18 protein-coding genes are annotated in these 19,908 nt (G+C 63.1%); 14 read left to right on the forward strand and 4 right to left on the reverse strand.

The genetic code is table 11. The features are described 5' to 3' along the window. Positions 1–52 precede the first annotated feature (52 nt). Complete coding sequence (locus tag NKJ88_RS19550) at positions 53–892, forward strand: aminoglycoside phosphotransferase family protein (RefSeq protein WP_352445093.1); 840 nt, start codon at positions 53–55, stop codon at positions 890–892. A gap of 53 nt (positions 893–945) precedes the next feature. Here the strand turns inward: NKJ88_RS19550 and NKJ88_RS19555 are convergent, their stop codons facing one another. Continuing rightward, on the reverse strand, positions 946–2,070 hold the full coding sequence (locus NKJ88_RS19555) for a COX15/CtaA family protein (RefSeq protein ID WP_023823249.1): 1,125 nt from the start codon (positions 2,068–2,070) through the stop codon (positions 946–948). Between the two features lie 151 nt (positions 2,071–2,221). On the opposite strand from NKJ88_RS19555, the gene NKJ88_RS19560 reads away from it, so the two are divergent. Next, positions 2,222–2,437, forward strand: a complete 216-nt coding sequence (locus tag NKJ88_RS19560) for a DUF2842 domain-containing protein (RefSeq protein WP_023669401.1) — start codon at positions 2,222–2,224, stop codon at positions 2,435–2,437. Positions 2,438–2,452: 15 nt separating this feature from the next. Here the strand turns inward: NKJ88_RS19560 and NKJ88_RS19565 are convergent, their stop codons facing one another. Further along, on the reverse strand, positions 2,453–3,511 hold the full coding sequence (locus NKJ88_RS19565; protein WP_352445096.1) for a polysaccharide deacetylase family protein: 1,059 nt from the start codon (positions 3,509–3,511) through the stop codon (positions 2,453–2,455). A 91-nt stretch (positions 3,512–3,602) separates the two neighbouring features. On the opposite strand from NKJ88_RS19565, the gene NKJ88_RS19570 reads away from it, so the two are divergent. Then, entirely contained in the window at positions 3,603–4,832 is a 1,230-nt protein-coding gene (locus NKJ88_RS19570; protein ID WP_023669399.1) for a GNAT family N-acetyltransferase, read from the forward strand. A 3-nt stretch (positions 4,833–4,835) separates the two neighbouring features. Here NKJ88_RS19570 and NKJ88_RS19575 read toward each other — a convergent pair whose 3' ends face one another. After that, positions 4,836–5,546 (reverse strand): GntR family transcriptional regulator, encoded by a 711-nt coding sequence (locus NKJ88_RS19575; protein ID WP_023669398.1) that lies wholly within the window; start codon positions 5,544–5,546, stop codon positions 4,836–4,838. A gap of 263 nt (positions 5,547–5,809) precedes the next feature. Between NKJ88_RS19575 and NKJ88_RS19580 the strand changes: the two genes are divergently transcribed. The 6 genes from NKJ88_RS19580 (at position 5,810) to NKJ88_RS19605 (ending at position 11,794) form a co-directional block, all read left to right on the forward strand. After that, positions 5,810–6,910, forward strand: a complete 1,101-nt coding sequence (locus NKJ88_RS19580; protein ID WP_023689478.1) for an ABC transporter ATP-binding protein — start codon at positions 5,810–5,812, stop codon at positions 6,908–6,910. 34 nt (positions 6,911–6,944) lie between these two features. Next, positions 6,945–8,234, forward strand: a complete 1,290-nt coding sequence (locus NKJ88_RS19585; protein ID WP_352445098.1) for an ABC transporter substrate-binding protein — start codon at positions 6,945–6,947, stop codon at positions 8,232–8,234. A gap of 237 nt (positions 8,235–8,471) precedes the next feature. After that, on the forward strand, positions 8,472–9,383 hold the full coding sequence (locus NKJ88_RS19590) for an ABC transporter permease (protein ID WP_023700525.1): 912 nt from the start codon (positions 8,472–8,474) through the stop codon (positions 9,381–9,383). 1 nt (position 9,384) lies between these two features. After that, positions 9,385–10,203, forward strand: a complete 819-nt coding sequence (locus NKJ88_RS19595) for an ABC transporter permease (protein ID WP_023682326.1) — start codon at positions 9,385–9,387, stop codon at positions 10,201–10,203. Between the two features lie 2 nt (positions 10,204–10,205). Then, positions 10,206–10,952 (forward strand): aspartate/glutamate racemase family protein, encoded by a 747-nt coding sequence (locus NKJ88_RS19600; protein WP_352445101.1) that lies wholly within the window; start codon positions 10,206–10,208, stop codon positions 10,950–10,952. Between the two features lie 5 nt (positions 10,953–10,957). Beyond that, complete coding sequence (locus NKJ88_RS19605) at positions 10,958–11,794, forward strand: GNAT family N-acetyltransferase (RefSeq protein WP_023700527.1); 837 nt, start codon at positions 10,958–10,960, stop codon at positions 11,792–11,794. 98 nt (positions 11,795–11,892) lie between these two features. Here the strand turns inward: NKJ88_RS19605 and NKJ88_RS19610 are convergent, their stop codons facing one another. Further along, positions 11,893–14,112: a GumC family protein gene (locus NKJ88_RS19610; protein ID WP_352445103.1), complete on the reverse strand. Its 2,220-nt coding sequence runs from the start codon at positions 14,110–14,112 to the stop codon at positions 11,893–11,895. A 264-nt stretch (positions 14,113–14,376) separates the two neighbouring features. Between NKJ88_RS19610 and NKJ88_RS19615 the strand changes: the two genes are divergently transcribed. From NKJ88_RS19615 to NKJ88_RS19635, 5 genes are all read left to right on the forward strand, one after another. Continuing rightward, positions 14,377–14,940 carry a polysaccharide biosynthesis/export family protein gene (locus NKJ88_RS19615; RefSeq protein ID WP_023669390.1) on the forward strand — a complete coding sequence of 188 codons (564 nt, stop codon included), beginning with the start codon at positions 14,377–14,379 and terminating at the stop codon, positions 14,938–14,940. 7 nt (positions 14,941–14,947) lie between these two features. Then, positions 14,948–16,078, forward strand: coding sequence for a glycosyltransferase (locus NKJ88_RS19620; RefSeq protein WP_352445105.1), 1,131 nt, complete (start codon positions 14,948–14,950; stop codon positions 16,076–16,078). An 86-nt stretch (positions 16,079–16,164) separates the two neighbouring features. Then, the gene (locus tag NKJ88_RS19625; protein WP_023708658.1) at positions 16,165–17,700 is read left to right on the forward strand and encodes an undecaprenyl-phosphate glucose phosphotransferase; all 1,536 of its coding nucleotides are present in this window, start codon (positions 16,165–16,167) and stop codon (positions 17,698–17,700) included. Further along, positions 17,697–18,941, forward strand: a complete 1,245-nt coding sequence (locus NKJ88_RS19630) for an O-antigen ligase family protein (protein WP_352445107.1) — start codon at positions 17,697–17,699, stop codon at positions 18,939–18,941. The genes NKJ88_RS19625 and NKJ88_RS19630 overlap by 4 nt, the downstream gene beginning before the upstream one ends. A 218-nt stretch (positions 18,942–19,159) precedes the next feature. After that, positions 19,160–19,849, forward strand: a complete 690-nt coding sequence (locus NKJ88_RS19635; RefSeq protein ID WP_245260854.1) for an FkbM family methyltransferase — start codon at positions 19,160–19,162, stop codon at positions 19,847–19,849. The last annotated feature ends 59 nt before the right edge of the window (positions 19,850–19,908 follow it).

Below are 19,908 nucleotides of genomic sequence, written 5' to 3' on the forward strand. Positions count from 1 at the left end.
AGAGAGCATGTTGCCCGAAAACCGCTTAACACTTTTCGGCATCACGCTCTGAATGGACGCGCCTGCATTTCCAAAGCGCTGGAAGATCAGCGCGCCCGAGCTCATTGCGGAGACGTTTTCGAGCCGCATCTGGAAGGTGCGGCGTGAGGACGGCTCGCCGGCCATCGTCAAGGCGCTCAAACCATTCGACGATGTCGAGGACGAGTTGCGCGGCGAGCACTATCTCGCATGGCGGCGCGGCGAAGGCGCGGTGCGGCTGCTTGGCCGGGACGGCCACCGCATGCTGCTCGAATATGCCGGCGACACCCTGCTTTCCGACGTTCTGGCCAAAGAAGGCGACAACCCCGCGACCGCAATCGCGGCCGAGTTGATGGGGAGACTGTTCTCGCCCACAAGACACCCTGACCCGCCGGACCTGCAGCCGCTGCGGACACGGTTTGCCAGCCTGTTCAAAAAGGCCGGAGCCGATCGCGACGCCGGAGAGCACAGCCTCTATATCGAGGCCGCCGAAATCGCGGACCGCCTGCTCGATGCCCCGCATGCGGTCAAGCCGCTGCATGGCGACCTGCATCACGACAACATTTTGCACGGTGCGCGCGGCTGGCTGGCGATCGACCCGAAGGGCGTGCTCGGCGATCCCGGCTTCGACGCCGCCAATCTGTTCTACAACCCACTGGGGCGCGACGACCTCTGCCTCGATCCCGAGCGCATCGCGCATATGGCCGAGATCTTCGCCAGGACACTCGGCCAGACGCCGGCTGCCATTCTCGACCATGCCATCGCCTATGGCTGGCTGTCGGCCGCATGGCATCATGAGGACGAGAATGCGGTCGACGAGAACCGCGAGCTGTCGGTTGCGGGAGTGATCCGAAAGGTGCGGCTCAGCTTCTGACCGGCGCAGCCTCGCGCGTTAGACGTAGCGAGGCAGTTCGTTCGCGAAATAGATTATTGCGACGGCCAAGACACCGTAGACGATGTACCTGCGTTCATGGGCGGCCGCGTTGGCAGTGGATAGGCGCCCTTGTTGCCGCGCCAGTGGGCGGCGGCAAATCCCAGCAGGACAAGCGCGAAGGCCTGATGGGTCAGCGCCATGTGCAGCGGCACCTGCATCAGCAGCGTGCCGATGCCGATCGAGGCCTGGACCAGCACCAGCAGAAACAGCAGCGTCGCGCGGCGTGCGTGTGTCGTGCCTGGTAAACGCCGGCGTGTCGCGATCATGTGCCAGAGCCCGACGGCAAAGACCGTGTAGGCGCCCAGTCGGTGGACGAACTGCACCGTCTTCGGGTTCTCGAACAAGTTGCGCCAGGCCGGCTCGAGCAGAAGCAAATCTGACGGGATCACCTTGCCGTCCATCAGCGGCCAGGTGTTGTAGCTCAGGCCGGCGTCGAGCCCTGCGACCAGGCCGCCGAGATAGATCTGGACCAGCACCAGCAGCACGATGAAGCCGGCCAGCCTTTGTGTCGGCCGGTCGGCGGCAGGCTCCGAATGCGGCGCCAGCCCGCGCGCGACCACCATGGTGGCAGTGAAGATCAGGGCGGCAAGCGTCAAATGCGTGGCCAGCCGGTACTGGCTGACGGAGACGCGGTCGACCAGGCCGGAGGCCACCATCCACCAGCCGATGGCGCCTTGCAGGCCACCAAGCAGCAGAATACCGACCAGCTTTGGCCCAAGGCCGCGCTCGATGCGGCGCGTCGCCCACAAGACCAGCAACGGCAGGCCGAAGACCAGGCCGACACTGCGCGCCAGGATACGGTGCGCCCACTCCCACCAGAAGATCGACTTGAAGGCATCGAGGCTCATGCCCTTGTTGAGCTCGGCATATTGCGGAATCTTCTGATAGAGCTGGAATTCCTCCTGCCACTCGGCGTCGTTGAGCGGCGGTATCACGCCGTGGATCGGCTTCCACTCGGTGATCGACAGGCCGGAATTGGTGAGCCTGGTGGCGCCGCCGACCAGCACCAGCGCAAACAGCACCAGAAGCACGACATAGAGCCAGCCGCGCACCAGCGCCCGATTCTTCAAGTCGCGATCGCGGTCAATGTAAGGCGCGGCGGCTGATATTGCGGCCATGGGTTGGTCCCGGCAGGTTGACGTGGCGGATTGGTGAACCATCGCAACCCGGCTGACAAGACCGGACGGCGCGGCACGCCGTCGCGCCGCAAGTCACGGGTTGCACGCGCCCCGGGTTGGGCCTAAGCGGAGGCGATCAACGAGAACGCTCATGCCCATCCGCCTGAAAAAGCTGATCGGAACCTTCCTACTGGTGGCGCTGGTCATCATCTATGCGCTGGTCGCGTCGATCATAGCGGTCGCGCAGCTGTCGCAATCCAGCCCGCTGGTGCATTTCCTGTTCTTCCTGTTCAGCGGCCTGTTCTGGGTGCTGCCTGCGATGGGCATCATCAAATGGCTGATCCTGGAGCCGCCGCCGAAAGGCTGAAGCGCCCGACCCAGGTTAGATGGTGACGACCATTTTGCCGGCATTGGCCAGCGGGGTCGTCACGCCCGACAACATGGTGCGGATATGGGCGACGCTCTGGTAGCGGCCGTTGATCGAAATGCGCGGCAGCGCGTGCAGGAAGCCGGCATGCTCGGCGTGCAGCACGCCGTGGCGCGTGGTCACCGCCGAGGCGTAGCCGGCGTCGCGGGCAAAGCCCACTTCGCGGCAGCCGACAGCGCTGGCGTAACCATAGGGGTAAGCGAGATGACGGGGGTCTTCGCCGAGCTGCGCCTGCAGTTGGCGCCTGACGTCGACGATCTCATGGCGCGCATCGCCTTCGTCGAGCCGCTTCAGATTGCGGTGGTTGACCGTATGCGCGCCGATCGTCACCAGCCTGTGCCCGGCCACGGCGCGGATGTCGTCCCAGGTCATCAGCGTGCTTGGGCGCAAACCATCGAGGTCGATGCCGTTCGAGTGCGCCAGATCGCGCAGCACGGCGCGCTGATCCTCCTCGCGCACCTCGAGCGTCAGATAGGCATGCAGACGCGCATTGGCGTGGAGTTTCTTGCCGTGGGTCGAGCAGTCTATGGTCACCGGCCCCTTCGGCGTCGCCAGCGTCAAACGCTCCCGCGCGTTGACGATATCCTCGACCACGTCCCACCATAAATCGGCGCTGCCGTCGATCAGACCCGGCGCGACATAGATGGTGATCGGCGCGTCGTGCTTTTCGAGCACTGGCAGCGCTTCGGTCATGTTGTCGCGATAGGCGTCGTCGGCGGTGATGGTGGCGAACTGGCCGTCCTTGCCGCCGGCCTTGATGCGCTCGATCGCCTCGTCGAGGGTGACGAAGGCATAGCCCCTCGACTTCATGTCGGCGACGAGAGCGTCGAGGAATCGCGGGGCGATGTTGAGGTGGCGGTTAACGCCGTCCGGCTTCTCCGGCGTGGCGGTGACCCGATGCAACATGAGGATGGCGCCAATGCCGCCGACAAACGGCTTGGCCAGCGGTGCAAGGCCGGTAAAGCGGGCGATATTAAGCGCCAGTTTCCGAACTGCCTCACCACCGTCGATCATTCATTCACCTTTTGCGCCTAGGCTCGATCCAAGCACGGAACGCGCCGACGCGAACTCCTGATCGCGACGAATACGCCTTAAGGATTGAGGTATGGTTGACGCCACCGCGTCATTTGACGGCAATCGGCTCGCCGCAAGCAAGGCGTCTGCGCGCACGCCGGCTGCCGACCAGACCAGTCTGTCGGTGTCGATCGCAGATGCTGCCGCGCTCGCCTCTTACGGCGAATTCTGCCGTTCGGCGCTGTTTGCGCCGGCGCAAAGCGCGGACTGGGTTCGTGCCTGGACGGCGCAGGCTAATCCCGATGCCGTCATTGCCACGCTGACAATCGAGGACAGGCCGGTCTTTGCACTGGCACTGGAAATCACGCGAACTGGTCCATTCCGCGTCGCCCGCTTCATGGGCGGGCGCCATGCCAACGGCAATTTCGCCGCCGCCGATCCGGCATGGCTGGCAAAGGCAGATGCTGGGGGGATCCGCAGGCTGGTGACGGCGATCGGCAAGGCGCGTCCCGACATCGATCTCGTTGCCTTGGAAAGGCTTCTGCCCGACCTCGATGGCGTTGCCAATCCGCTGGTGGCGTTCTCCAACTTTCCGAGCCCAAACCTGTCGCTCGCCGTCAATCTCGACGGTGGTTTCGATGCGCTGCTGTCGCGTGTGGGCGGCAAGCGCAAGCGCAAGAAGCACCGTTCGCAGACACGAAAATTCGAGGCGGTCGGCGTTCATCGCCGCATCGAGGCGCAGACACCCGAAGACGTGAACCGGCTGCTCGACGCTTTCTTCGAGATGAAGGAGTTCCGCTTCGCCAAGATGGGCATCGCCAATGTCTTCGGCGAGCCGGAGGTGCGGGCTTTCTTCCGTGCCCTCTTCGCCGGCGCGCTGGCCGAGGAGAAACCGGCCTTTGTGCTGCATGGGCTCGAAGTGGCCGGCAAGCTGCGTGCAATCACCGGCTCGAGCCGCTCGGGCAAACGCCTGATCTGCGAATTCGGCGCCATCGCCGAGGACGATCTCGGCCACACCAGCCCCGGCGATTTCCTTTTCTTCGACATCATCGAGGAAGCCTGCCAAACAGGCTTCGATGTCTATGATTTCTCGGTCGGCGACGAGCCCTACAAGCGGCTCTGGTGCGATATCGAGACCCAGCATTTCGAGGTGCTGGCGCCCCTGACGCTGAAGGGACGCGCCCTGGCGTCGGCGCTGCGGCAGGGCGCACGGGCGAAAGCCTTCATCAAGAACAACCCGACGGTCTGGAAACTGACCAAGATGCTGCGCCGCAAGGCCGCCGGACAGGCAGCGCCCGCTCCCACGGACGACGAAAACTAGCGTTCAGAAATTCAGCGCTTCGCGGAGCGCCGGGCCGGCCCTGACCCGCAGGTCGAGATCCGCCTCGATGTGGTCGATATGGTGCAGCATCAGCCGGCTCACCAACCCGCAATCGCCGCTCTCCAGCGCGCCGACCATTTCCGTGTGCTCACTGTGCCCGCAGGCCGACACGCCGGATCGTCCGTAAAGGGCGATCACCAGCGACGAACGCGCCACCAGCTCCTCCATGAAGCGCTGCAGGATGGCATTGCCGGCGACGGAGGCGAGCAGCAGATGGAAATCGCCCGACGCCTTGATTTCGGAGCGCCGCGCGGTTGGGCCGCGCTCGGCGATGAAGCGGCCTTCCTCGTCGAGCTGCGCGCGGAACGCAGCGATATCGGTGGCTGTGACCCGCCCACAGGCGGCAATGGCTATGCCCGGCTCGATCAGCCGGCGCGATGCGAACACCTGGCGCGCTTCCTCGGGCGAAGGGTTGGCGACGAAGGCGCCACGGTTGCGCTCGGTACGCACCAGCCCCTCGAAGGACAGCATCTGCAGCGCCGCGCGCGCGACGGTGCGCGAGACGTCGAACAGCGTGCCGACCTCGCCTTCCGACAGCTTGGTGCCGGGCGTCAGCCGACGGTCGACGATGGCGTCCCGCAGATTGTCGCGAATCGCCTGGGCGCGATCCTGGTTGGCGCTGTCGGCGGAATGGATCTGATCGGCAATGTTCATGGCGATGATGGTTCCCAGCCTCTTCTAGCGCAACTCGTCGCCTGCGCACGAGAGGCAAGTGGACACGAAGCCAAAAAAGATTGCATACGATTCTTGTGCAGATCGCGCACAATCGCCCATAATTTGTGCAATGCACAAGATAGCCTACCGGCTAGGCAGTGGGCAAGAACCCCGATTTTTCTGTCGATTCAAACGCTTGGACCGGTTGCCGCCGATTGGCACGCATAATGCATTGGGTAATGCGACCAAACGGGGAAGCCTGAATGTCCAAAGCCGCCGAGATCGACATCGTGTCCGTTTCGAAAGTGTACGGAACGACGACTGCCGTCGAGGCCATCAGCCTGAAAATACCGGCAGGCACCTATTGCTGCTTGCTTGGCCCCTCCGGCTGCGGCAAGACCTCGACGCTGCGCATGATCGCCGGCCACGAAAGCATTTCGTCGGGCGATGTCCGCCTCGGCAACATTGTCGTCACCGACCTGCCGCCGGCAAAGCGTGGCACGGCGATGATGTTCCAGTCCTATGCGCTGTTTCCGCATCTCGACCTTGTCGACAATGTCGCCTTCAGCCTGAAGATGAAGGGCGTCGACAAGGAGCAGCGCCGTGCCAAGGCGCTCGACATGCTCAAGCTGATGCAGATGGAGGCCTATGCGACGCGCCGGCCGGCGCAGCTTTCCGGCGGCCAGCAGCAGCGTGTTGCACTCGCCCGCGCTCTGATCACCGATCCCGAGGCGCTGCTGCTCGACGAGCCGCTGTCGGCACTCGACCCGTTCCTGAAGATACGCATGCGCGCCGAGCTGAAGAAATTGCAGACCTCGCTTGGCATCACTTTCGTCCACGTCACCCACAGCCAGGAAGAGGCCATGGCCTTGGCGGACCTGATCGTGGTGATGAATGACGGCCGCATCGAACAGGCGGCGCCGCCGCGAGATGTGTTCGAAAGGCCGGCCACCGCCTTCGTCGCGCGCTTCATGGGTGACCACAATGTCATCTCCGGCCGGGTTACCGGCGCGCGCGACGGCATGGTCGTCTTCGACGTCAATGGTGGCGCCTCGCTCGCCGCCCGCGGGCAAGGCCGGGAGGCGGGCCAGGAGGTGGGCACGCCGATCGACATCGCCATCCGCACCGACCATGTGCGCATCGGCGAAGCACCCTCTCCCGGCCTCGGCTTCACCGGCATCGTCTCCAACATCGAATATCGCGGCGCCACGGTGAAGCTGTCGGTCACCGGCGGCGGCATCGACGATTTCACCGTTATCATCGACGATTCCGACTTCTTCGCCAAACCCGTCGCCCTTGGCGACGCCGTACCGCTCGCCTGGGATTCCGAGGACGCCATCGTCCTCGGCCGCCTTCATTCATGAATTCAACGAAGCAAAACAAAACAGGGGAATAGGAATGACAAAAACAGTAGAAACAAAGACCGGAATTTCGCGACGTTCGTTGCTCAAGACAGGTGCGGCCGCCGTCGGCCTCGCCGCAGGCTCGGGCGCCATTACAGGCTTCCCGACCATCTGGGCGCAGTCCAACATCACGCTGCGCCAGTTCGGCACCGGCGTGTCGAACCTGAACGCGATCGCCGACAAGTGCAAGGCCGACCTCGGCATCACGCTGGAAATGACGGCGACCGATTCGGACGCGGCCGCCCAGCGCGCCGTGACCCAGCCCGACAGCTATGACATCGCCGACATCGAATACTGGATCTGCAAGAAGGTGTTCCCGAGCGGCGTGCTGCAGCCGATGGATGTCAGTAAGCTGAAATACTACGACGAGCTGGTGCCGTTGTTCAAAACCGGCAAGCTGACGCCCGACAGCATCATTGCCCAGGGCACCGCGCCGCACACGGTCGGCTATGTCGAAGCGCAGGACTCAAAGACCTTCGCCAAGGCGCCGACCAAGTGGTTCACCATGGTGCCGACGATCTACAACGCCGATACGCTAGGCATCCGGCCCGACCTCGTCGGCCGCGACATCACCACCTGGGCCGACATCATGGACCCGGCCTTCAAGGGCAAGACCGCGATCCTCAACATCCCGTCCATCGGCATCATGGATGCGGCCATGATCATGGAGGCCACAGGCAGCATCGAATATGCTGACAAGGGCAACATGACCAAGGAAGAGATCGACAAGACGATCGACTTCCTCATCAAGGCCAAGCAGGCCGGCCAGTTCCGCGCCTTCTGGAAGTCGTTCGACGAGAGCGTCAACCTGATGGCATCGGGCGAGGTGGTCATCCAGTCGATGTGGTCGCCGGCCGTCGCCGCCGTCCGCTCCAAGGGCATCGCCTGCCGCTTCCAGCCGCTCAAGGAAGGCTATCGTTCATGGGGCGGCGGCCTTGGACTTGCCGCCCATCTGAAAGGCGCCGAGCTCGACGCGGCCTACGAATACATCAACTGGTATACGTCGGGCTGGGTCGGCGGCTATCTCAACCGCCAGGGCTACTATTCCGCCAATATGGTCTCGGCCAAGAAGTTCATGTCCGAGGACGAATGGGGCTACTGGATCGAAGGCAAGCCGGCCAAGGGCGAGATCAAGGCGCCGGACGGCACCGTCATGGAAAAGGCCGGCGCCGTGCGCGACGGCGGCTCGTTCGAAGAGCGTATGGGCAAAGTCGCCTGCTGGAACTCGGTCATGGACGAGGACCGCTACATAGTGAAGCGCTGGAACGAGTTCATCGCGGCGTAGAGCGGACGCGTTCACTGTGATGTTGCGATCCTTCGCGCCCCCCTCTGTCCTGCCGGACATCTCCCCCACTTGGGGGGAGATTGGCAGCGTCATGGCCGGCTCTTCGTTAGCAACGTTGGAGTTTGGCGAAGGCCGTTATGAGAGTTCGATCTCCCCCCTCGTGGGGGAGATGTCCGGCAGGACAGAGGGGGGCGCGAAGGATCGCAAGTCATCGCGATCACACGGAGGATTTTCCCAATGACAGTCGCGCTCGAAAGCCCCGCCATCGCAGCAGCCAAGCCCGCCAGACACCGCCGCTTCTCCATCAGTGCCGTCACGCCCTACCTCCAATCGGCGCCGCTGGCGCTCATCCTCGGTGCGTTCCTGCTCTTGCCAATCATCATGATCGTCGTCGTCTCCTTCTGGGATTATGACTTCGCCGCCATGTATCCGGATTTCCTGACGACGAACTATTCCGACGTGCTGGGATCATGGGTCACCTGGAAGACCTATCTCAACACCATCAAATTCGCTGCCATCGTCTGGGCTCTGACCTTGTTCATCGGCTTCTGGGTCGCCTATTTCCTCGCCTTCCATATCCGCACCACCGCCATGCAGATGGTGCTGTTCCTTGTCTGCACGGTGCCGTTCCTGACCTCCAACATCATCCGCATGATCTCGTGGATCCCGGTGCTTGGCCGCAACGGGTTGATCAACTCGACGCTGGTGCAATTGGGGCTGGTGCCAAAACCCATCGAATGGCTGCTCTATTCGGAATTCGCCGTGGTGCTGGCCATGGTGCATCTCTACACGCTGTTCATGGTAACGCCGATCTTCAACACGTTGATGCGCATCGACCGCTCGCTGGTCGAGGCCGCGCGCGATGCCGGCGCGTCCGGCTGGCAGGTCTTGTGGAACGTCGTCATCCCGCTGGCCAAGCCCGGCATGGCGATCGGCACCATCTTCGTCGTCACGCTGGTGATGGCCGATTTCTCCACTGTGCAGGTGATGTCGGGCGGCCAGAGCGCGTCGGTCGCACTGATGATGAAGAACCAGATGTCGCTGCTGCAGTATCCCGCAGCCGCCGCCAATGCCGTAGTGTTGCTGGTGTTGGTACTGTTGATGGTCGCGGGCATCCTGCGCATCGTCGACATCCGCAAGGAGCTTTGAGGTGAGCCACGAAAAACGCACCCTCGAATTCTATGTGCTTGCGGTCTTCTTCACTCTGTTCGTGCTGTTCCTCTATGGCCCGCTGTCGGCGATCCTGATCCTTTCTTTCCAAGGCGAGACCGGCGGCCTCACCTTCCCGCTCAATGGCATGTCGCTGCACTGGTTCGCCAATCTGTTCGAGCGCCAGGCGGTCGGCGATTTCGGCGGCAGCTTCAAGCGCTCGCTCGTGCTCGGCCTTATGGTGATGATCGTCACCGTCGTCGTGTCGCTGCTGGCAGGGCTCGCTTTCCGGCAAAAATTTCGTGGCGCCACCGCTTTGTTCTACCTGGCGGTCGCCAGCCTCGTCGTACCCTCGATCATCATTTCGCTCGGCATCGGCGTCGTCTTCCAGCAGGTCGGCTTCCGCCCGGCCTGGTACACATCGGCCTTCGGCGCGCACCTGACCTGGACCTTGCCCTTCGGCGTGCTCATCATGTTCGCCGTCTTCAACCGCTTCTCGCCCGCCTATGAGGAAGCAGCGCGTGACCTGGGCGCCAACTCCTGGCAGACCTTCGCCCATGTCGTGCTGCCGATGATCGCGCCGAGCCTGATCGGCGTCGGCCTGTTCGGCTTCACGCTGTCCTATGACGAGTTCGCCCGCACGCTGATGACGTCGGGCACCTTCAACACGCTGCCGCTCGAGATCTACGGCATGACCACCAATGTCACGACGCCGGTGCTCTATGCGCTGGGCACGGTGACCACCGTGTTCTCCTTCCTGGTGATCCTGGCCACACTGGGCGCCATCCTCTATGTCGGCCGCAAGCGGGCCAGGGTTTGATCGTGCAGATACTGGTGGTGAACCCCAACACGACGGCGAGCATGACCGAGACGATCGCGGCGGCGGCGCGCGCCGTTGCCGGCGCCGGGACCGAGGTGATCGCGGTCACCTCCTCGATGGGCCCGGCCTCGATCGAGGGCTATTATGACGAGGCATTGGCCGTGCCCGGCCTTTTGATGGAGATCGCCGCCGGCGAACGTGCCGGGGCTCAGGCCGCCATCATCGCCTGCTTCGACGATACCGGCCTGGATGCGGCACGCGCCATGGCCTCCATTCCGGTCATCGGCATCTGCGAGGCCGCACTCGGTGTCGCCTCCTACATTGCCCAGCGATTCACAGTGGTGACGACCACCGAACGCTCGCGTGTCCCTGTCGAGGGGCTGGTGCAGCGCTATGGCATGGCCGGGCGTGCCCGCGTGCGCGCCGCCGACATTCCCGTACTCTCGCTTGAAGACGCTGCTTCCGGCGCTGTCGAGAAACTGCGCGCCGAGATCGCCCGCGCCATAGCGGAAGACCGCGCCGAGGCCATCGTGCTCGGCTGCGCCGGCATGGCCGACCTGGCACACCGGTTGCAGCAAGAGTTCGACCTGCCCGTCATCGACGGCGTCGGCGCCGCCCTCAAACAGGCCGAGGCGCTGATCGCATTGGGCCTGTCGACCTCGAAGCGCGGCTCCTATGCCAGTCCGCTGGCCAAGCCCTATCGCGGCGTGCTGAAATCCTTCTCGCCGGGGGTGGTCGCCGCGGAGTGAACGCTATGAAGCCTACCGTCCGCGCATTGTCTCCGCCGGAACTGACCGTTCTCATCGACTGGGCGGCGGCTGAAGGCTGGAACCCTGGCCTTGATGATGCCGCCGCGTTCCGGCCAACCGATCCTGAAGGGTTCATCGGCGCTTTTGTCGACAACGAGATGACCGCCGCCATCTCGGCTGTCGCCTATGGCGGCAACTTCGGTTTCATCGGTCTCTACATCTGCCGACCAGACATGCGCGGCAAAGGCCATGGCAAAGCAGTCTGGAATGCGGGCATGGCCAGGCTGGCCGGCCGAACGGTCGGCCTCGACGGGGTCGCCGCGCAGCTGGCGAATTATCGCCGCACGGGATTCAGCTCGGCGTACGAAACCATCCGCTTCAGCGGCCGTATCGCGACCCCGCCCGTCCGAAGCGAAGGGGTGCGCATGATAACCACGCAACTCGTGCCCGACATCATCGCCTATGACGCCCGCTGTTTCCCCGCGCCTCGACGAGCCTTCCTGCACCGCTGGGCGCAGCCGCCGCATTGCGGGTTCGCCGCGATCAGTTCACTCGGCACCATAGGCTACGCCGTGGCTCGTCCCTGCCGTTCGGGTTACAAGATCGGCCCGCTGTTTGCCGACGACACCGAGACGGCGATGCAGCTCATGGGCAGTCTGGCTGCCGCATGCGAAGGTGGCGACCTGCATATCGACGTTCCTGCCGAAAATTTCGATTTCACCACGGCGCTTTCAGCAATTGGTTTCAGGCCGACCTTCACCACCACGCGCATGTACAAGGGCCCGCCTCCGAAGGTCGACTCGCGACGAATATTTGGCGTGACGACCCTGGAGTTGGGGTAGATCCCGGCGCCGACTGACAGGCTTGGTTTTTCGGGAGCCGGCGGGCGATGGACGAGCCGATCCGTAGTAGCGCCGCCTAAGTCGAATTGTCTGATGTCTCAGGCGGCGCTACGTCGTCCCGGCACGGGGTTACCCGGCGTCTCGTGGCCGATCGGCGTCACCAGAGTGAGGTCGGGATAGCCGCTTTCGATCAGCTCGACGGCGGCCTGCGCCACCTCATCGTCCGCCTGCAGCATGGACATGAAGACCTCAGTGCTGTCGCCGACCAGTCGGCTGATGCCTTGCGCATCGGCCGGTCCGCATTCGACAATGACCAGATCATAGGCAGTGGTCAGCGACTGCATGATGATCGGCAGCCGGTCGGCGGCGCGCATGGCGCGAACCGGATCGGCGGTGCCGACGGGAACGACATGGCAGTCGGAATAGAGGTCAGCGTGAATGACGTCGCTGAACTGCGCTTCCGAAGCCAGCAGATTGGTGATGCCGGGGAAAAGTCCGCTGTCCAGCATCGGCCGCGAGGCGGCACCTGACGCCGTGAGATCGAGCAGCAGCACACGCAGGCCAGCGTCGGAGACTTCGCGCGCTACCAGCACTGCCGATGCAGCCGCCTCATCGCCTTCGGGCGACACGAAGATGGCGCGCGCAGCACCGCTGGCGATCAGCTTTTCCGCCGCCTTCTCGACATCGATCTCGCCAAGGCTGGAGCGTACCCGCTCGGATTGCGGTTCTGGATCGGCAGCCGCTGCTCCTTCCAGCACTGAAGGAGCCGGCTCCTGCTCCGGCTCGGGCGCCAGTTCAGACTCCATGGCCGTCCGCTGATCGACCACCTCCTCGGCCACGACTGCGGCCGCTTCCGGGTCGACGACCGGCGCCGACATTGCCGGCATCGCAACCTGTTCGATGCGGTCCAAGCGGGCCCCTGGGGCCGGACGCATGGCGCGGCCGGAAAACAGCTCCTGCAGCAGCGTGATGACCGACATCAGCAGCAGCGAGCCGACTAAGGCGGCGCCGACGATCGGCACGAGCTTGGGGAAATAGGGTTCCGACGGCACGCGCGCCTCGGAAAACACGCTGGCATCGACCGGCAGGTAATTCTTGCGCGAGGACACTTCGCGGAAGCTCGCCATATAGGATTCAAGCTGCTGGCGCCGGACGTTCGCCTCGCGCTGCAGCGCATCCAGCTGGACCTGCTCCTCGCCGGCCCGCGACGACGCCGCTTTCAGCTTGTTGACGTCCGATATCAGCTGGTTTTCGCGCGCCTGGGCGGTCTGCGCCTGCGTCAGCAACCCGCGCATGATTTTTTGCGCTTCGTTGCGGATCTGGCCGTCGAGATCGGCAAGCTGCGACCTCATCGCCCGCAGGCGGGGATGGTTGTCGAGCAAGGTGGTGGAAAGATCGGCGATGTTGGTTCTGAGCTCGATCTGACGCTCACGCAGCCGCTGGATCAGATCGGAAGACAGCACTTCGGGTACAGCGTCCAGCGAACCGCCATTCTGCAAAGCCTGGCGCACCCTTTCGGCCGTCGCCTCGGCCGAAGCGCGGCTGGCGCGCACACGCGACAGTTCGGTCGATAGCTCGGACAATTGCTGTGTCGCCAGCACCGAATTGTTGCCGCCCATCAACAGGTCCGACTGGGCGGAACGGAAGGCCGCGACCTTGGCCTCTGCATCCCTGACCTGCTTCTGCAGATCGTCGATTTCCGGCCCGAGGAAGGCGGTCGCGGCGGCGTTCGACTTGGTCTTGGCGTCCGCCTGATAGGCCAGGTAGGCCTTGGCGATGGCGTTCGGAATGTCAGCGGCAAGCTGGGGATCTTCAGAGGAAAATTCGACGGCGATGACGCGGGTCTTTTCCACGCCATAAACATTGAGCTTGTCGCGCATCTTCGTCAGCACGCGCTCTTCGAGCGGAATTTCTTCCGGATCGCTCTTCAGCCCGGCAATGACCAGGAGCCGGGTGACCGGCGACATGCCGAGCGCATAGTTGAACTCGGGCTTGTCGCCCAGCTTAAGGTCGGCAGCCACCTGCTTGAGAATGTCGGACGAGGAAATGACCTGAACCTCGGTTGCTACACCTTCCGCATCGAGCACAGGTTTGTCGTCTTCATTGGTGCCGGCAGGCCGCGTATAGGCCGATTCGCTCAACTGGATTTTCAGCTGCGTCGTGGCCTTATAATGTGGCGTGGCAAGCCACGCGAACGCGAAGGCGAGACCAGTGACGAGAAGCGTGATCACAAGAACGCGCAGCCAGTTCCGCGCCAGGCTGGCGAAGAGCTGTCTCAGGTCGACATCGACATCTGCGGCCGCGGACTGGTCGGACATGCATTCCTGCTCCGGACATGAGGCTAGATGGTAGCGTAAACAACTATGGTAACTCAGCCGTTAAGATCGCGGTAAGCAGCTGTTAGGGTTTGCTGACATCCGGTAAACAAAGCCAGCAAAACTATACGGCTTTTTGTCGATTGCCGCCAAATCGGCCGCGTCCCTTTACCGGCCATTAACCCTAACAGGATGATAACGAACCCAGATCCTTAAGGTTTGCCGCCGTGTCCTGGCGGCCATAGCGACGAAGGTGTGTGTCCGATCATGAAAAGCGCTGCTGGTCTGTTTCGCGCTCTGCTGGCCGTGTCGATGCTCGCCGGCTGCTCCAGCTACCGGCCGACGCCGGCGGCCTTCCACGAGGTACTCGACCAGCCCTATCGGCTCGGCGCCGGCGACCGTGTCCGCGTCACCGTGTTCGAACAGGACGGTCTGACCAACACCTACAGTGTCGATCAGTCCGGCTACATGTCCTTCCCGCTGGTCGGCGCGGTGCCGGCGCGCGGCCACACGGCCCAGCAGCTGGAAAAAGCGCTCGCCGACAAACTGCGCCAAGGCTATCTGCGCGACCCCGACGTGTCGGTCGAGATCGATCGCTACCGGCCGATCTTCGTCATGGGCGAAGTGGGCGCCGCCGGCCAGTATTCCTACGTGCCGGGCCTCACCGTGCAGAAGGCCATCGCGATTGCCGGAGGTTTCTCGCCGCGCGCCAACCAGGAAAGCGTCGACATCACCCGCGACATCAACGGCAAGGTGATGACAGGCCGGGTGGTTACCTCCGATCCGCTGCTGCCGGGCGACACGGTCTACGTTCGCGAACGCCTGTTCTGACATCAACGTGGCGGACCAGCTCAGGATCGTCCACTGCTTTCGCTCACCCGTCGGCGGGATCTTCCGGCATGTGCGCGACCTGACGGAGGCCCAGCTCGCCGCCGGACATGTTGTCGGCATCGTCTGCGATTCGACCACCGGCGGCGAATACGAGGAACGCCTGTTCGACCAGATGAAGGACAGCCTGGCGCTCGGCATCCATCGCACGCCGATGCAGCGCCATGTCGGGCCGGGCGACTTCGCCTCGGCCTGGCGTACCTATCGAATCATCAAGGAATTGCGGCCGGACGTGTTGCACGGGCACGGCGCCAAAGGTGGCGCCTATGCCCGTCTGTTCGGCTCATTGTTGCGGGTATCTAGGTCTCGCGTAGCCCGCCTCTATTCGCCGCATGGCGGCTCCCTCCACTATGATGAAACGACGACGACCGGGAAGCTGTTCTTCGCGCTCGAGCGCTTCATGGCGCGCTTCACCGACTGCCTGCTGTTCGTCTCCGACTATGAGCGGCGCACCTATCGCAGGAAGGTCGGCGAACCGCCTATCCCGAACACGCTGGTCTATAACGGCCTGCGCGCCGCCGAGTTCGAACCGGTGGTCGCACAGCCCGACGCGGCCGACCTGCTCTACATCGGCATGATGCGCGACCTCAAAGGGCCTGACATTTTCATCGACGCGCTGGTGCTGGCCGGGTCCCAGCTTGAGCGCCGCTTGACCGCGGTCATGGTCGGCGATGGCGACGACCTGCCGCGCTACCATGCGCAGGTGAAACGGCTGGGCCTCGGAAAACAGGTCCGCTTCTTGCCGCCGATGCCGGCCAGGGAGGCATTTTCGCTGGCCGATCTGGTCGTCGTCCCCTCCCGCGCGGAAGCCATGCCCTATATCGTGCTGGAGACGCTGGCGGCCGGCCGGCCGATGATCGCCACGGCCGTCGGCGGCATTCCCGAAATCTTCGGGGAGGGATCCCCTGCCCTGATCCGTCCCGATCCGCGCCAACTCGGCGACAAGATGGGTGAAGCGCTGCGCGATCTCGACGCATACCGGCGCGTCATGCCTGACACCGCCAGGCTCAGGGCGCGATTCGGCGCCGATGTGATGGCCGCCGAAATCGAAAAGGCCTATTTCGCCGCGCTCAACAGATAGACGACCGTCCAAAACCACAAGTTGTTCTCAAGGTTTTTTTAGCTCTCTTTCTGCTATCGTCATGGCGGAACCTTGTGGGAAACCCGATGAACGAGACCGACCCCACGCGCCGCTTTTCGGCCGATGCGGTGCGCAAATTCGGCAGTCCTGCCGAGAGCCCCACGCCCGGCGGCATGAACAGTGTTGCCCGCCAGGTCGCCTCGCAATACCGGCGCGATACGATGTCGCCGGTCATGGTCAGCGGCGTACTGCGCATCGTCGAATTCGGCTTGCTGTTCCTGTCGGGGCTCGCGCTCTACTTCCATTTTGTCGGCTTCTTCAACTATCTCGCCTGGCAATATCCGCTGACCATTGCCGCGGCGTCATTCGTGGCCGTGGTGCTGCTCGACGTCAGCGATTGCTACCAGATCTCCGCCTTGATGCGACCGATCTCCAATCTCGGTCGCGTGCTGATGGTCTGGGCCGGCACCTTCGCGCTGATGGCGCTGACGGCCTTCATCATGAAAATGTCGGAGGATTATTCGCGTCTGCTGTTCGGCACCTGGTTTGTCGTCGGGCTGCTTCTGCTGTTCGGCCTCAGGCTGGTGATGTCGAAGCTGATCCGGCGCTGGGCGCGCAACGGCCGCATGGAACGCCGCGCCGTCATCGTCGGCGGCGGCAAGGCGGCCGAGATGCTGATCCGCTCGGTCGAGAAGCAGCCAGACAACGACATCCGCATCTGCGGCATCTTCGATGACCGCGGCGACAAGCGCTCGCCGCCGATCGTGGCCGGCTATCCCAAGCTCGGCACCATTTCGGAGCTGATGGAATTCGCCCGCATCGCGCGCATCGACATGCTGATCGTGTCGCTGCCGCTGACTGCCGAAACGCGCGTGCTGCAACTGCTGAAGAAGCTCTGGGTGCTGCCGGTCGACATCCGGCTCTCGGCGCATTCGAACGCTTTGCAGTTTCGCCCGCGCGCCTATTCCTACATCGGCTCGGTGCCGATGCTCGACATCTTCGACAGGCCGATCAACGACTGGGATTCGGTCGCCAAGCGCGCCTTCGACATCGTCTTCTCGCTGATCGGCATCATCCTGTTTTCACCGGTGATGCTGGCGACTGCCATCGCCATCAAGCTCGACAGCAAGGGTCCGGTGCTGTTCAAGCAGAAGCGGCACGGCTTCAACAACGAGATCGTCGAAGTCTACAAATTCCGCTCCATGTATACCGACCGCTCCGACCCGACCGCCAAGCAGACGGTGACCAAGAACGATCCGCGCGTCACCCGCGTCGGCCGCTTCATCCGCAAGAGCTCGATCGACGAGCTGCCGCAGTTCTTCAACTCGCTGTTCGGCACGCTGTCACTGGTCGGTCCGCGCCCGCATGCGATTGCCGCGCAGTCGCACAACCTTCTCTACAATGAGGTGGTCGACGGCTATTTCGCCCGCCACAAGGTCAAGCCCGGCGTTACCGGCTGGGCGCAGATCAATGGCTGGCGCGGCGAGATGGACACCAATGAGAAGATCCGCATGCGCACGGAATACGACCTCTACTACATCGAGAACTGGTCGATGCTGTTCGATCTGCGCATCCTGCTCATGACGCCGCTGCGGCTGCTCAACACGGAAAACGCCTATTGAGCGCGATTTCCCATGATGTGCCGCAGGCTGCGGTCAATGCCAAGCTGATCGCGCTGATATCCTCGGGCGCGGTGTTTCTCGGCGTCTTCCTGTCAGGCTTCGTCATCGACGAACCGGCGCCCTACGATCTTTTCATGCTCGGGCTGATCGGGGTGTGGGTGCTGTTTGGCCTGCGCATATCGCGCGCCGCCGTGCCGCTGCTCGTGCTGCTGATCACGATGAACATCGGCGGAATGATTGCCATGACGCAGATGGCCGATCTCGCCAACACACCGCTCTATCTCGCCGTCTCGCTGTTTCTCGCGTTCACCGCGGTGTTCTTCTCGTCGGTGACGGCGGTGCAGCCCGGCCTCTACCGGCTGATCTTCATCGCCTATGTCGTCTCCGCGGTGGTGACCTCGCTGCTCGGCATTGCCGGCTATTTCCACGCTTTCCCGGGCGCTGAAATCTTCACCAGATACGACCGCGCCCAGGGCGCCTTCCAGGATCCGAACGTGTTCGGACCATTCCTGGTGCTGCCCGGCATCTATCTGCTCTATCTCCTGTTGACCGGCTCGATCGCGCGCATGCCGCTTCTGGCGGTGCCGCTGCTGATCATCACCGCCGGCATCTTCTTTTCGTTCTCGCGCGGCGCCTGGGGCATGTTCGCCGTCTCGGCCATCCTGCTCACCGGCGCCCTGTTCCTGCAAAGCAACAGCGGCAAGTTCCGGCTGCGCGTCATCATCATGACCATTGCCGCCGTCACCCTGCTGGTGGTCGCCATGATCGTCATCCTGCAGCTGCCCGGCGTCGGCGAGATGTTTTCCAGCCGCGCCCAGCTGGAACAGAGCTACGACACGGCGCGCCTTGGCCGCTTTGCCCGCTACACGATCGGCTTCGAGATGGCGCTCGAACGTCCGCTCGGCATCGGCCCGCTGGTATTCGGCACCATTTTCGGCGAAGACACGCACGACATCTGGTTGAAGACGCTGATGGATTATGGCTGGCTCGGCTTCGTCTCGTTCCTGTCGCTGACGCTGTGGACGATCGCCGCCGGCTTCCGCATTCTTTTGCGCGACCGGCCGTGGCAGCCCTATCTGCTCTGCGCCTACGTCGCTTTCATCGGCAATATCGGGCTCGGCACATTCATCGATATCGACCACTGGCGCCATGTCTACCTGCTGCTCGGCCTAATCTGGGGCGCGATCGCGCTGGAATACAGGCATCAGCGCGGGTTGCGGGCGGTGGCGCAACCGAGGTAGCCGAGTAATCCTAAAGGACAGGAACAGCCGCGCACGCCAATACCGGGGTTGTGCAGGCCCTCGCAGGCTTTGATCTGCTTGCTCCAACCCCTGGTCGAATTGAGCACGGTTGCCGGCGGCGCATTTATGTTGTGATGGTGGGAAAACGTCGCTAAACGCGACTGACAAAATTCCAATTGAGTTGGCGTGCTTGCCGGGCTGGATAATATTCCGGGTTGGTGGGCGCCACTAATCTGACGGGCGTGGTTATGCTGAGGGAAAGCTATTTCGAATTCATGCTGCGCTGGTACGCGTATCGCCGATGGCACAGGCCCCCGCGGCGTGTGCGGCAGGCCGAATACGACTTCCATCAGCTTATGAAAAAGCTTCCCGCCGATAGTCTGTTCATCGATCTCGGCGCCAATATTGGCGACGTCACGGGACATGTACTAGCCTATGGGATGCGGGTGATTGCTTTCGAGCCTGACCCTGTTGCTCGCCAGATTTTGACGAAAAGGTTTGGCAACAACGACCGGGTGACGATCATTCCGAAGGCTGTTGGTGGATCAGCGCGAGCGGCCACATTCCATCAGAGGCCGGACGTCAGCGATCTCCGCAGGACCGAATCGTCGTCCCTGATCCAGACACACGAACACACGAACGGGAAAAGCTTTGAAGTTGAGGTGGTTGACCTGGTGCAGTTCCTGCAAGGTCTCCATGAGCCGATCGCCATCGTCAAGATGGACATAGAAGGGGCCGAAGCGGAATGCATCGAAGCCATGCTGGACGCCAGCATTCACCGTTCGATTGGACAAATCCTGGTCGAGACACATGAACGGTTCTCGCCAGACCTGGCCGACCGGATCGGCAAGCTGCGGGGCCGGATCGCGCAGGAAGGCATCCGCAACATCAATCTGGATTGGAGCTAAGTATCGGCTCGGCCTTGAGCGTGCTAGCCGGAGGGCATCAACCAGCGAGGCAATAGACT

This window comes from Mesorhizobium sp. M0016 (assembly GCF_040324035.1).
GTDB lineage: Bacteria > Pseudomonadota > Alphaproteobacteria > Rhizobiales > Rhizobiaceae > Mesorhizobium.

Coding starts and splice junctions, on each gene's coding strand:
- NKJ88_RS19590 (WP_023700525.1), top strand. CDS start 8,472: ATGACAGTCGCGCTCGAAAGCCCCGCCATCGCAGCAGCCAAGCCCGCC.
- NKJ88_RS19580 (WP_023689478.1), top strand. CDS start 5,810: ATGTCCAAAGCCGCCGAGATCGACATCGTGTCCGTTTCGAAAGTGTAC.
- NKJ88_RS19565 (WP_352445096.1), bottom strand. CDS start 3,511: ATGATCGACGGTGGTGAGGCAGTTCGGAAACTGGCGCTTAATATCGCC.
- NKJ88_RS19610 (WP_352445103.1), bottom strand. CDS start 14,112: ATGTCCGACCAGTCCGCGGCCGCAGATGTCGATGTCGACCTGAGACAG.
- NKJ88_RS19585 (WP_352445098.1), top strand. CDS start 6,945: ATGACAAAAACAGTAGAAACAAAGACCGGAATTTCGCGACGTTCGTTG.
- NKJ88_RS19555 (WP_023823249.1), bottom strand. CDS start 2,070: ATGGCCGCAATATCAGCCGCCGCGCCTTACATTGACCGCGATCGCGAC.
- NKJ88_RS19560 (WP_023669401.1), top strand. CDS start 2,222: ATGCCCATCCGCCTGAAAAAGCTGATCGGAACCTTCCTACTGGTGGCG.
- NKJ88_RS19605 (WP_023700527.1), top strand. CDS start 10,958: ATGAAGCCTACCGTCCGCGCATTGTCTCCGCCGGAACTGACCGTTCTC.
- NKJ88_RS19625 (WP_023708658.1), top strand. CDS start 16,165: ATGAACGAGACCGACCCCACGCGCCGCTTTTCGGCCGATGCGGTGCGC.
- NKJ88_RS19570 (WP_023669399.1), top strand. CDS start 3,603: ATGGTTGACGCCACCGCGTCATTTGACGGCAATCGGCTCGCCGCAAGC.
- NKJ88_RS19575 (WP_023669398.1), bottom strand. CDS start 5,546: ATGAACATTGCCGATCAGATCCATTCCGCCGACAGCGCCAACCAGGAT.
- NKJ88_RS19615 (WP_023669390.1), top strand. CDS start 14,377: ATGAAAAGCGCTGCTGGTCTGTTTCGCGCTCTGCTGGCCGTGTCGATG.
- NKJ88_RS19550 (WP_352445093.1), top strand. CDS start 53: ATGGACGCGCCTGCATTTCCAAAGCGCTGGAAGATCAGCGCGCCCGAG.